Consider the following 12,561-nt stretch of genomic DNA (forward strand, 5'->3'; position numbering starts at 1 on the left):
TCTTCCTCGGGGCCATCGCCCGGGGATCCCTGGCGGGGCTCAAAGCCGCTGCGGTTCCGTTTTCAGACTGGCCGGAGCGGCGTGCGCCAGGGGCCGTGCGGCCGACAGCCCGGACTTCGCCGCGCCGGTCATCGCGCAATGCGGCGCCTGCACCGTGCTGATGGACGGGCAGGCGACGCGCTCGTGCCAGGTCACGGTGGATTCCGTCGGCAACGCCAAGGTCGAGACGATCGAGGCGGCGGGGGCCGATCCGGTCGGCCGCAGGGTGGTCGGGGCCTGGATCGCCGCCCCGGTGCCGCAATGCGGCTACTGCCAGTCGGGCCGGGTGATGGCCGCGACCGCGCTGCCGCGCGAGCCGCCCAAGCCCAGCGACGACGACATTGCCAGCGCGATGACCAACCTGTGCCGCTGCGGCACCTGCAACGCCATTGCCGCCGCCGTGCGGCACGCCGCGGCGTGAGGGGAGGCGATCATGGATCGGATCCTGCGCACGCCATCCCGGGCTCCCGCCGGCCCCGTGAACCTCTCGCGCCGCAATCTCCTCGGCGCCGCGGCCGGTGCCCTGGTGCTCAGCATCGCGCCTCCCCACCGGGTGCGCGCCGAGGCACAGGGGCCGGCGGAAGGCGCCGGCGCCATCGCGCAAATGCCCGGCCCCCCGCGTCCCGGCCTTCCTGGAGATCCGGCCCGACGGCACGGTGCGCTTCCTCTCGCCCTTCGTCGAGGGCGGCCAGGGCGTCGCCACCGGCATGATCCAGATCGTCGGCGAGGAACTCGACGTCGATCCGGCGCGCTTCGTGGTCGAGTGCGCCCCGCCCGGGCCGGATTACGCGGGGGGATCAACGGCATCCGCATGTCCGGCGGCAGCGTCTCGACGCGCTCCAGCGACCCGCTGATGCGCCAGCTCGGCGCCACCGCCCGCGACATGCTGATGCGCGCTGGCGGCGCGCCTCAAGGTGCAGCCGGCCGAGCTCACCACCCGCGACGGCACCGCGGTCCGTGCCGCGGCCGGCCGCATCCTCGCCTACGGGGCGCTCGCCGCCGACGCGATGGCGCTCGAGCCGAACGAATCCCCAGCCCTGCGCGACGCCGAAACCTTCCGCGATGTCGGCAAGCCGGTGGCCCGGATCGACGTGCGCGACAAGTCGACGGGCCGGGCCGTCTACGCCGTCGATCAGACGGTCGAGGGCATGCTCTCCGCCGCGGTGGCGCACGCGCCGCATCCCGGCACGGAGCCGGTCGGGCTCGACAACGAGGCGGCGGTGCGCGCGATGCCCGGCATGCACTCGGTCCACCGCCTGCCCGGTGCCGTCGCGGTCGCCGCCGACAGCTGGTGGCGCGCGCGCAAGGCGGTCGGGGCGCTGACATTGCGCCGGAGCGCCCTGAAACCGATCGGGCTCGATCACCGTCGCGGCCGGCTTCACCTCCGACGGCCTGCTCGCGGCGCTGTAGGCCCCGGCGGAGGCCGGTCACGCCGCGGAAGCGGAGGGTGACGTCGCCGGCGCCTTCGCGCGGGCCGCCAAGGTGGTCGAGGCTGAGTACGCCGCGCCCTACCTGGCCCACGCCCAGCTCGAGCCGCCCTCGTCGGTCGCCCGCTTCAACCCCGACGGGACCCGCGCGGCCGAGCGCGTCGCCTCCGACATCGCCGCGCAGATCTCCATCCTCGAGACCGAGGCTGCCTCGGCCACGCTCCACGGACCGGACCTCGTCGCGCTCTACACCGAGGCCGAGCGGTTGCGACAGTCGCATCCGCTGTGGGCGACCGTCGAGCTCGCCGGGCCCGAAGGCACCCGGGTCGTCACCCTGCTCCGCTCCCTCGACGAGGAGCTCGGCCCGACGGCCGATCGCAAGAGCTTCGATACGGTCGTGCGGATCCATCGCGCCGTCATCGGCGGCATCGGACCGGTCGGGTCGATCTCGGGCAAGCGCCTCGTCGCGCTGCGCGTGCCCGTCCCCCGGGACGGACGCCTCCGCTGCGTCCTGTCGGTCCGGCTCGCCACCAATGCCGTCAGCGCGATCCTGCGCGACCCCGGCTGCCCGACGAGACCCCGACCGGCCTGTTCTACGGCGTCGTGTCGGACATCGGACCGCGCAAGCGTGGCGAGGCCGAGCGGCAGGAGTTGCTGCGCCGCCTCGGCGAGGCCCAGGAGAACGAACAGCGCCGGATCGCGCGCGTTGCACGATCAGGTCGGACGGACGGTGACCGGATTGTCGCTCGCCTTGAAGAGCCTGGAGCGGCTGCTCGCGCCAGACTCCAGCTGCGCGGCGTCCGGCGGCGCGAGCCCTCCGGTCGGCGCTCACGACGGGTCGGAGGGATCGACGGGATCGGCGATCAGCATGCCGGCGGTCGGCATGCCCGTCTGCGCCCCCGGGGTGAGGCAGGCGAGCGAGGCTCCTCGACAGGCCCGGGCCAGTGCCGAGGGCCAGCTCCGGCCCTCGTCGAGGGCCGCTGCGAGAATACCCACGAAGGTGTCGCCTGCCCCCGTGGTGTCGACGGGCCGAATCGATGCGGCCGCCGCGACCGTCCGCGCGCCGCCCGGATGGAGCGCGACGGCTCCCCGGGCGCCGGCCGTGAGGACGCAGACCGCGCCGCCCGCCTCGGCCAGGAGCCCGGCTGCGGCCTCGCTGCTCGATTCCTCGCGCCCCAGGCATGCGGCCGCGGCGCGGGCCTCGTGCTCATTGACGACGAGGACGTCCGTCACCGCCAGCAGCGCGCGCAGATCGTCGCGGTCGAGCGTCGCGGGCACGGGAGCGAGGTTCCAGAGCACGCGCCCGCCCGACATCCGCGCCCGCCGCGCAACCTCGTGCGATGCGGCGAGGGGCACCTCCATCTGAAGAATCAGCGTCGCCGCAGCGGGGACCTCCGTGAGGGCCCCCGCGCTCAGCGCCGCGTTGGCGCCGCTCGCCACCGTGATAGCGTTCTCGCCCTGCGCGTCGACGGTGATGAAGGCGCAGCCGGTCGCCTCCGGTCCGACGGTCACGCGAGCGACGTCGACGCCGTTCGCCGCGAGATTGTCCCTCGACATCCGGCCGAAGGCGTCGTCGCCGACGCGGCCGACCATCGCCACGGATCTCGGCGCCGAGACGCGGGAGGCGGCGACGGCCTGGTTCGCGCCCTTGCCGCCGAACAGGGTGGCGTAGCCCGGCGACAGGACCGTCTCGCCGGGACGCGGGATCGCCGCGACCTCGGCCACGAGATCGACGTTGATCGAGCCGAAGACGAGGATCATCGATCCCGCCTCCTCAGCCTTCCGCGTCCATGGCGTGAAGCTTCTCGACCCGGCGGCGGAAATCCGCGTCGGTGGAGAACTCGGCCTGGAGGTAGGAGGCAATCAGGTCCTTGGCGAGCCAGGGCCCGACGATCTGGGCGCCGATGCACATGACGTTGACGTCGTCGTGCTCGACGCATTGATGGGCCGAATGGATGTCGTGGCACACCGCGGCGCGGATGCCCTTCATCTTGTTCGCCGCGATCGAGGCGCCGACTCCGGTGCCGCAGACCATAAGGCCGCGATCCGCCTCGCCCGAGGTCACCTTGCGGGCGACCTCGCGGGCGATGTCGGGGAAGTCGACGGGTTGGTCGTCGAACGAGCCGACGTCGATGACCTCGTGCCCGAGGGCGCGCACGTGGTCGATCACGGCTCCCTTGAGCATCCAGCCGGCATGGTCCGATCCGATCACGAGCCGCATGTCACGTCACTCCGTTGGTGGCGGGCCGGGGCAGCAGCGCCGCGGCCCGGTTGGCGGTCACAGCCCGCGGTGTCACGAGCCGCGCATCTCGGGCGGCAGCTCGGCGCCGTGGTACTTCTTGTAGATCGCGTTGAGCTTGCCGTTCCGGAGGTTGTCGGCGATCCAGGCGTTCAGCCTCTCGACGAGCCGAGGCTCGCCCTTGCGCACGCCCATCGCGAGGTCGAAGGTCGTGATCGGCACCTTCGGCTCGAAGGCGCGCGATGGGTTCTTCACGCCGATCTGGCCCACGATCGTGGCCGAGGTCGCGACGCAGTCGGCCTGTCCCGACACCGCGGCGGTGACCATCGTCGCGTCGTCGTCGTAGCGCGCGATCTTGAGGTCGCGGTCGCGCATGTTCGTGAGCGTGGTGTCCTGCGTCGTCCCGCGCGACACCGCGATCGTCTTGCCCTTCAGGTCGGGCCAGTCCTTCGCCTGCATCGCCGTCAGGCAGCCGACGACCGACTGCAGCGCCGCGTAGGGCTTGGTGAAGTCGATCACCTTGGCGCGCTCCGGCGTGACGGAGAGCGTCGAGACGATGAGGTCCGCCTTGCTCGTCTGGACGTTCGGGATGCGGGTCGCCCCGGTCGTCTGGACGAATTCGAGCTCGAGGCCGAGATCCTTGGCGAGGAGCTGGGCCGTCTCGACGTCCGAGCCGATCGGCTTCAGGTTCGCGTCGATCATGCCCGAGGGCGGGATCGCGAGGTCGGTGGCGACCCTGATCTTCTTCGCCTTCATGACGTCGTCGAGGAGGTCGGCGCGTGCGGTGCCGTGCGCAGCGGCCAGCGCGGCGGCCGCGGCGAGTGCGGCGAGAAGCGGGCGTCCCATGGTCGTCTCCCTGTTGCGTCGTGGTTCTTGGTTCTAGAGACCGGAGCCCACGAACTGCCTCAGCTCCGGCGTGGTCGGGGCTCCGAGCATCGCGGCCGGACCCCGCTCGTGGACCCGTCCGCGATGCATGAACACCACCTCGTCGGCGATGCCGCGGGCGAAGCCCATCTCGTGCGTGACCATGACCATCGTCATGCCCGACGCGGCGAGCACCTCGATGACCTTCAGGACCTCGCCGGTCAGTTCCGGATCGAGGGCCGAGGTCACCTCGTCGAACAGCATCACCTTCGGCCGCATGGCGAGGGAACGGGCGATCGCGGCCCGCTGCTGCTGCCCGCCGGAGAGCTGCTCGGGATAGGCCTGGAGCTTGTCGCCGAGCCCGACCTGGGCCAGCACCTCGGCGGCGAGCGCGCGGGCTTGCGCGCGCGGCATCCCCTTCACCGCGGTCGGCGCGAGGGTGATGTTCTGCTCGATGGTGAGGTGCGGGAACAGGTTGTAGCTCTGGAAGACGATGCCGACGTCCTGGCGCAGGCGCCGCAGGTCGAGCCCCGGCGCGTCGACGCGGTGGCCGCAGACGCGGATCTCGCCCCGGTCGATGGTCTCGAAGCGGTCGATGCAGCGCAACGCCGTCGACTTGCCGGATCCCGAGCGGCCGATGATCGCCGTCACGGTCCCGCGCGGGACCTCGAACGACACGCCCTCGAGCACCTTGAGGGGCCCGAAGCTCTTGTGGACGTCGCGCAAGGTGACGACGGGATCGGGGGACGTGCCGGTCGCTTGGTTGAGCATGGCGCAGCGTCTCCGTCAGGCCGGCATGAGGGTGGTGCGCCCGCGCGCGCCCCGCCGCTCGAGGCGCAGGCTGAGGCGCGACAGCGGGAAGCACAGGACGAAGTACACGAGCGCGACGATCGCGTAGATCAGGAAGGGCTCGAACAGCGAGTTGTTGATGATCTGTCCGGCGCGCGCCAGCTCGACGAAGCCGACGACGGAGGCGAGCGAGGTGTTCTTCACGATCTGCACCATGAAGCCGACCGTCGGCGGCGTCGCGATCCGGACCGCCTGGGGCAGGATGACCTTGGCCATGCGCTGGGTGCGCGAGAGGGCGAGGCCCTCGGCCGCCTCCCATTGCGGGCGGGGCACGGACTGGATCGCGCCGCGCCAGATCTCGCCCAGATAGGCCCCGACGTAGATCGTGAGCGAGGCGCCGGCCGCCGCGAGCGGCGAGACGCTCAGGCCCAGCGGCGGCAGGCCGAAGAACGTCAGGAACATGATGACGAGCAGCGGCGTGCCCTGGACGAGCTGGACGTAGGCGCCGCTCGCGACGCGCACCGCGCGGAGCCCCGAGACCCGGCACAGCGCGATCAGGAAGCCGACGCCGCCGCCGCCGAGGAGGGCGATGAGCGAGAGCCCCACCGTCCAGAGCGCGCCCTGGCCGAGGAAGAGCAGGTGGTTGGCGTTGAGGGAGCCGGTCATCGCGAGCGCCTCACAGCGGGGTGCCGAGGCGCCGGCGGCGCGGGAACAGGACGAAGCTCAAGCCCCAGAAACCCGCTCGCATCAGGAACGAGAGGGCGACGTAGAACAGGGCCACCACGATGTAGGTCTCGAAGGCCCGGTAGGTGTCGGACTGGACGTAGTTCGCGACGGCGGTCAGCTCCTCGGCGGAGATCTGCGAGGTGACGGACGACGCGAGCATCAGGAGCACGAACTGACTGGTCAGTGCCGGATAGACGCGCTCGATCGCCGGCAGCAGGACGACGTGGCGGTAGATCTGCGCCCGGGACAGGGCGAGACCCTCGGCCGCCTCGATCTGGCCGCGGGGAATGGCGTCGAGCCCTGCGCGCACGATCTCGGTGGTGTAGGCGCCGACGTTGATGGTGAGCGCGAGCGCCGCCACCGTCACGGCCGAGAACTTGAAGCCGAGGCTGGCGAGGCCGAAATAGACGAGGAAGATCTGGACGAGGAGCGGCGTGTTGCGGATCGCCTCGACATAGACCTCGCAGAGCCGCCGGAGCGCGGCGTAGCGGCTGCGCCGCCCGATCGCCGCGATGCCGCCCAGCGCACCGCCCACGACCGTCGCGATGCCGGCGAGCTCCAGGGTGAGCCACGCGCCGTCGAGGAAGCTGGGCCAGCGCTCCAGGACGGCGCCGAAGTCGAGAGTGAGGGCCACGGCCGGCGATTTCCCTCTCTCAGCCCGCGATCCGGCCGGTCATGCGGTCGTAGACGCGAAACAGGGCCTGGTTCCCGTTCGCCCCCTCGCCGTGGGCGCGGGCCTCGATGTACTGGCTCGTGACGAGGGCGGTCCCCGGGAGGGGCACGTCAAGCGCGCCGGCCTGTTCGAGGACGAGCCGCAGGTCCTTCAGCATCAGGTCGATGCGAAAGCCGGCCGAGGCGTCGCCCTCGATCATCTGCGGGCCGAGCCGGTCGAGCATCCAGGAGGCGGCGGAGCCGCCGAGCAGGACGTGCCGCAACTGCTCGAGGTCGACGCCGGAGGCGCGGGCAAGCGCCAGCGCCTCGCAGATCGCCTGGATGTTGATGCCGCAGACGAGCTGGTTGCACAGCTTGACCGCCTGACCGGCGCCAGGGTCGCCGACATGGGTGATCGTGGTGCCCATGGCCTGGAAGTAGGGACGGGCCTTGGCGAAGCCCTCGGCGGAGCCGCCGACCATGATCGAGAGTGCGGCGTTCTTCGCCCCGACGGGGCCGCCCGAGACCGGGGCATCGAGGAAGGCGACGTCCACCGCCGCGAGATCCGCCGCCATGCGCCGGACGGCGACGGGGGAGATCGTGCTCATGTCGACGATGACGCGGCCGGCCGGGGGGGCCGCGAGGAGGCCGTGCTCGCCGTAGATCACCGCCTCGACGTGCGGCGTGTCGGGCAGCATCGTGATGGCGATCTCCGCGCCCCGCGCGGCATCGGCCGGGTTCGTCGCCGCGACGGCGCCTTCCGCCGCGAGTTCCAAGACGGCCTCCCCGCGCACGTCGTAGGCCCGCACGGCGTGGCCGGCCCTGAGGAGGTTGCGCGCCATCTCGCGCCCCATCGTGCCGAGGCCGATGAAGCCGATGCAGGCCGCGTGCTGGGTGTCCGTCACGTCGTCATCTCCCTGTCGCGCGGGCGGGCGCGGCGACGGCCAAGGCCGCCTGCCGGCGAAAGTCGTCGCCGATCGCGAAGTGCTCGCGCAAAACCGCGTCGGCCCGGACCGGATCGCGGGCCGCGACCGCGTCGAAGATCCGGCGGTGGTCCTCGATGAGGTAGGCCCGCATCGGCGCGACGAGCTGCACGAGCTCGCGGCGCGCGATGTGCGAGCGCATCAGGACGTGCGCCATGGCATCGTGCAGGACGCCGAGCGTGCGCGAGCCCCCCGCGGTGACGATCGCCCGGTGGAAGGCGTAATCCGCCGCGCCGCCCGCCTCGTGGTCGTCGATCGTCTCGACGATGCGCTGGAGCGCGCGCTGCAGGCGCTCGAGGTCGGCGACGGACGCGCTCGCGCAGGCGAGCCGGATCGATTGGCATTCGACCGCGATGCGCGCCTGCATCACGTCGTCCGCGAGACCGTCCTGCTGGGCGAGGGCGAAGGCGAAGAAGTCGTTGAGAACGGTGACGTCGGGCGTGCGGACCACCGTCCCGGACCGCTCGCGGATCTCCACGATGCCCAGGGCATTCAGCGCGCGCAGGGCCTCGCGCACGATGGGGCGGCTGACGCCCAGCAGCGCGGCGAGCTCGCGCTCGGGCAGCAGGCGGTCGCCCGGGCGCAGAGATCCGGCGAGCAGGCGTTCGCGGAGGAACGCGAAGACGAGCTCGAAGCCGGTCTGACCCTCGTTGGGGCGAGCGATATCCATCCCGTTCACGTTTTTCATACCTTGGTCATACCAGATAGGGGCCGAGGCGCGGTGCGTCAAGCTGCCTGTCATACCCTCGTGCCTTGGCATCGACACGTCGATGCCAAGGCGTCCCGCGCATGGCACATCGGCCTTGCTGCCTGAGGCCGTCGTCCCGCCCCGGGGCCGCGCGGACACGCAGGACCTGGGCCGGGCGGCCGCGGGAAGAGAACAGCGCCTGTGAACCGCGCGTCGGTGAACACGGTGCCGAGTTCATCCCCCGAGCCGCACGCAGGCACGGCCCCCGGGGAAAGCGGCTCGGGCCACGGCCGTGGTCCGGCTGGGAACCTTGGCGGGCGAGCTTGGCTGCAGCGACATCACGAGCCCCCGCGGGCGTCGGATTGCGCTGCCAGATCGACGAGCCGACCGGACAGGAGGATTCGCCGGCGGTATCGGAAAGAGGCAATCCCGGTTGACCCACGCGGTCGCTGATGGACCGCACGATCCTGATCCCAAACCCGTCGATGCCGTTGGTCCAGGGCGGCCTTCAAGTCGATGATCTGACTCTGGACACGTCAGGGCTGCTGATCACCGCCTCACGCCGCCGCGGACCAAGCGACCCGGCCGCGTTGCGAACGATCCTCGATGCGAGTGCCCGGCGCACGGCCCGCGCGCAGCGAGAGCCGACATGGGTCGCGGCTCCGAAGCGGGAAGCAGAGGTGGGCTTGGGCGTTGACTGCATTTCACCCCCCCTGGGAGCGATCGCTTTCGCCATCCCGCTCGGGGCCGGTCGCGCCCGATGTCGCGCTGGGGCTCCGGCAGAGGGTGTCGGGGGATTTATCGCGCGCAACGCCGGTAATCGACCCCCGTCGGGTCATGTTCGCCGTAGTAGCGCTTCAGACCGTCCGGGGGCGAGGCTGCCAGGAGGACCCTGACGTCGTTGGCCGCGACCGCATTGGCGCAGTCGAGGTGGAGAAGCTCACGGTCCCCGGCCGGGCGGACCGATCGGATCCGGCAGGTCGCCGCCGGGGTCGTGAGCCGCCGGCCGGAGACGATGAAGGCGGGAGCGAACATGTCGAGCGGCTTCTTGAACGACGCCTTCTTGCCCCCGGACGCGTACACGTCCTGGCAATCGTGTCCGCTCAGCACCCAGGCGCCCTGGTAGTCCGCGACCGCCGCTCCGGCGGCCGAGGCGCCGATCCCGACGGTGAACGCTCCGATGACGAGGGCGGCACCTGGACCAAGCATCGCGAGCTTCTCCTCGAGACAGACAGCAGAGTCGGCCGGACGCATCACCGGCCGGGCTCGACTCACCGATGACACTCGGCTCGTCGGTCATGTGGTCGATGGTCTCGTCGTTGATGGTCTTGTCGTTGATGGTCTCGTCGTTGATGGTCTTGCCGCCACGCGCCCGGTGCCGTTCCGGTCCAGCGTCGAAAGGCGTGCGTGAAGGCTGCCGGCTCGGAGAATTCCAGAGCAGCCGAGATTTCCGCAAGGCCCATCGTCGTGTCGGCGAGCAACTGCTTGGCGATGCCGAGGCGCGTCTGGTTCGTGATCGAACGGAACGGCGGTCCCTCCGCCCGCAGGCGGCGGCACAACGTGCGCGGATTGAGCGTCAGGGCCTGCGCGATCTCGTCCCGGTCGATGCGCGACCGGGTCGCCCTCGACCGCACGCGGCGTCGGACCTCGCGGCCGAGATCGACCGGGATCGCGGCCTTCGCGCTCCGAATGCGTTGTTCCGCGGCAGCCCGAAGAACCGGATCGGCGCCGGGGATCGGCCGCCCCAGGAGACGGGCGGGGAAGACCAGCGCGGCGATCTCCTGGGAGAAGCGGACCGGAGCCCGGAAGAAGCCCGTGTAGGGCGACGGATCGGCGGGTGCGGGCCGCGGGAGCCATACCTCGTCCGGGCACCAGGCGACGCCGCACAGGGACCGCATCACCCCGGTCAGGGCGCCGAGGGCGCACTCGCAATGATAGGCGATGCCTGCGGCTTCGGGATCGCAAGGCGCGCAGGTCACGGTTGCCACGAGACCGCCGGTCGACAGTTCGATCGCCGCGCCGCGGCCCGGCAGGACATGATGGGTCCCGAGAGCCTGCAGGGCATCGTCGATCGTCCGCGAGTGGCGGATCAGGGTGCCGAGCGGGCCGAACGACAGGAGATCCGTGCGTTGTCCGACGAGGAGGCCGAGATGCCCGCATCCGATCCGCCCGGCTGCCGCGGCCATCAGGTGGCCCAGCGACGCGAACGAGACGTCGTCCGTCTCGTACAGGGCGCTCAGGTCGATCGCTGCGTTCCGGCAGACTTCCTCGGGGCTCGTTCCCATCTCGGCCAGGACGGCGCGGATCGCCGGCAGCGCGTGGGCACCGATGAAGCGGTACCGAACGGCCGTCGAGCCGCGAAGGTCGCTGACGCGTAACGGCTCCGGCTCCAGGTCACGCCGCATCACCTGTGCATTCGACGCCAAAGAGGACATGGCTTTCCCTCTGGGCTGCGCAGATGAAAGGCGCCGAGGCATAGTAAAATTCTCGTCAGGACATCATGTAAGGTTAAGTCTGTTAAATGATTTCAGCGAGGGATTTATAGGTTGCAGGCATGAATCTCGTGTTCGAGACATCCGTTCGGGATTGACGGGTCGAGCGGCTCTCGCCGCCCCGGTCCCGCTCGCCGAGGATGTGGCGGTGCCGTCCAGCGGAAGCCTCGCGTCGTGCCGGCGACCTTCCGCAGGATCGTGCCGGCCTCGTGCTGAAAGTCCGAGACCGCCCGAGGGATGCCGCGATCGGCTTCCGCGCCTCGACAATCGATCCGCGGCGGGCCTGCCAGTCATCGGCGGCGGGGTCCGCGGCGATCAGGGCGATCATGGCCGTCGCCCTCGTCCCGTACTTCACCTCGCGGGAGCTCGGCGCCTCATCGGCCGCGACCGGTTGCGCGCCCTCGTCCTGTCCGGCACCGGGAGCCGCCGATCCGCCGCGCCGGCCGGGCGCCGCGCCGGATGATCGGCCGGGCTGTCCCGTCCGATCAAGCCGGAGGGCCGTGACCTGCAAGGATGGAGCGCTGCCCTCCGGCCTGAGGAACGATCATGCTCCGCCGCCTCGGGATCCTCCTTCTTCTGGGTCTGGCCTGGCCGATCTCCGCCCGCGCGCAGACGATCGAACCCGCCGCGGCGCTCCCGGTCGGCACGGTCGCGGCGCAGCGCAAGGCCATCGACAAGGCGCTCGACTTCGTCGGCCGGATCGAGGCGGTGAGCCGCGTCGAGGTGCGGGCGCGGGTCACCGGCTTCCTCGAGGCGGTCCTGTTCAAGGAGGGCGATCTCGTGAAGGAGGGCGCGCCCCTCTACCGGATCGAGCCCGACCTGTTCGAGGCGGCCGTCCGCGGGGCGGAGGGCGCGCTCGAGCGCAGCCACGCCGCCGAGACCCTGGCGGCGATCCAGCTCCAGCGCGCGCAGGACCTCCTCGACCGCAACTCCGGCACGGTCGTCGCCCGCGACCAGGCCCGTGCCGCCCTCGACCAGTCGCGCGGCGCCGTGATGGGTGACGAGGCCAGCCTCAAGACCGCCCAGATCAACCTCGGCTACACGAAGATCGTCTCCCCGATCGCCGGCCGCATCGGCCGTACCAGCGTCACCAAGGGCAACGTCGTGGGGCCCGACAGCGGCGTGCTGACCGCGATCGTCAGCCAGGACCCGATCTACGTCACCTTCCCGGTGAGCCAGCGCGAGTTCCTGCGCGTGCAGCAGGGCGGTGCCGCGCTGGATCGGAGCAAGATCGCGGTGCGCCTGCGCTTCCCGGACGGCTCGACCTACGACCAGGTCGGGCGAGTGAACTTCGTCAACATCAGCGTCGAGCGCGCCACCGACACGGTGCTGGTGCGCGCCACGATGCCGAACCCGGCCGGCGCCCTGCGCGACGGCCAGCTCGTGCAGGTGGCGCTCCAGACCGGCACGCCGGAGGAGAAGGTGGTGGTGCCGCAGGGCGCGCTCATCGCCGACCAGGGCGGCGTCTACGTCTTCGTCGTCGAGAACGACCGGGCGGTGACCCGGCGCGTGACGCCGGCCTCCGGCGCCGGAGGCACCGAGGCGGTGATCGAGAGCGGCCTCAAGGGCGGCGAGCTCGTCATCGTCGACGGGCTGCAGCGGGTGCGCCCCGGCCTCGCGGTCCGGGCGGTCCCGGCCTCTCCCGCGACCGGCAGGACGTGAC

At 71.4% G+C, this 12,561-nt stretch carries 11 protein-coding genes and 2 pseudogenes; 3 read left to right on the forward strand and 10 right to left on the reverse strand.

All coding sequences use genetic code 11. The features are described 5' to 3' along the window. Positions 1-130 precede the first annotated feature (130 nt). Together DK419_RS04695 and DK419_RS29950 are read left to right on the forward strand one after the other, a co-directional pair. A pseudogene (locus DK419_RS04695) lies at positions 131-460 on the forward strand ((2Fe-2S)-binding protein); the annotation flags it as partial. A 12-nt stretch (positions 461-472) separates the two neighbouring features. Continuing rightward, positions 473-2,037: pseudogene (locus DK419_RS29950) on the forward strand (molybdopterin cofactor-binding domain-containing protein); the annotation flags it as partial. A gap of 257 nt (positions 2,038-2,294) precedes the next feature. Here the strand turns inward: DK419_RS29950 and DK419_RS04705 are convergent. From DK419_RS04705 to DK419_RS04750, 10 genes are all read right to left on the reverse strand, one after another. Further along, the gene (locus DK419_RS04705; RefSeq protein WP_109958066.1) at positions 2,295-3,227 is read right to left on the reverse strand and encodes a ribokinase; all 933 of its coding nucleotides are present in this window, start codon (positions 3,225-3,227) and stop codon (positions 2,295-2,297) included. Between the two features lie 13 nt (positions 3,228-3,240). Then, entirely contained in the window at positions 3,241-3,687 is a 447-nt protein-coding gene (gene rpiB, locus DK419_RS04710; RefSeq protein WP_109958067.1) for a ribose 5-phosphate isomerase B, read from the reverse strand. A 72-nt stretch (positions 3,688-3,759) separates the two neighbouring features. Further along, on the reverse strand, positions 3,760-4,551 hold the full coding sequence (locus DK419_RS04715) for a transporter substrate-binding domain-containing protein (protein WP_109958068.1): 792 nt from the start codon (positions 4,549-4,551) through the stop codon (positions 3,760-3,762). Between the two features lie 33 nt (positions 4,552-4,584). Next, a complete protein-coding gene (locus DK419_RS04720) occupies positions 4,585-5,340 on the reverse strand; it encodes an amino acid ABC transporter ATP-binding protein (protein WP_109958069.1) in 756 nt (251 codons plus the stop codon). A gap of 15 nt (positions 5,341-5,355) precedes the next feature. Then, positions 5,356-6,024, reverse strand: coding sequence for an amino acid ABC transporter permease (locus DK419_RS04725; protein WP_109958070.1), 669 nt, complete (start codon positions 6,022-6,024; stop codon positions 5,356-5,358). Positions 6,025-6,034: 10 nt separating this feature from the next. After that, positions 6,035-6,718: an amino acid ABC transporter permease gene (locus tag DK419_RS04730; RefSeq protein ID WP_109958071.1), complete on the reverse strand. Its 684-nt coding sequence runs from the start codon at positions 6,716-6,718 to the stop codon at positions 6,035-6,037. A 19-nt stretch (positions 6,719-6,737) separates the two neighbouring features. Further along, positions 6,738-7,589 (reverse strand): NAD(P)-dependent oxidoreductase, encoded by an 852-nt coding sequence (locus tag DK419_RS04735; protein ID WP_109962128.1) that lies wholly within the window; start codon positions 7,587-7,589, stop codon positions 6,738-6,740. A 55-nt stretch (positions 7,590-7,644) separates the two neighbouring features. Beyond that, positions 7,645-8,388: a FadR/GntR family transcriptional regulator gene (locus DK419_RS04740; RefSeq protein WP_109958072.1), complete on the reverse strand. Its 744-nt coding sequence runs from the start codon at positions 8,386-8,388 to the stop codon at positions 7,645-7,647. Between the two features lie 816 nt (positions 8,389-9,204). After that, a complete protein-coding gene (locus DK419_RS04745; protein ID WP_109958073.1) occupies positions 9,205-9,615 on the reverse strand; it encodes a hypothetical protein in 411 nt (136 codons plus the stop codon). Between the two features lie 62 nt (positions 9,616-9,677). Beyond that, positions 9,678-10,811, reverse strand: coding sequence for an AraC family transcriptional regulator (locus tag DK419_RS04750; protein ID WP_245442828.1), 1,134 nt, complete (start codon positions 10,809-10,811; stop codon positions 9,678-9,680). Positions 10,812-11,444: 633 nt separating this feature from the next. Here DK419_RS04750 and DK419_RS04755 point away from each other — a divergent pair. Continuing rightward, a complete protein-coding gene (locus DK419_RS04755) occupies positions 11,445-12,560 on the forward strand; it encodes an efflux RND transporter periplasmic adaptor subunit (RefSeq protein WP_109958074.1) in 1,116 nt (371 codons plus the stop codon). The last annotated feature ends 1 nt before the right edge of the window (position 12,561 follow it).

The organism is Methylobacterium terrae, assembly GCF_003173755.1.
Lineage (GTDB): Bacteria > Pseudomonadota > Alphaproteobacteria > Rhizobiales > Beijerinckiaceae > Methylobacterium > Methylobacterium terrae.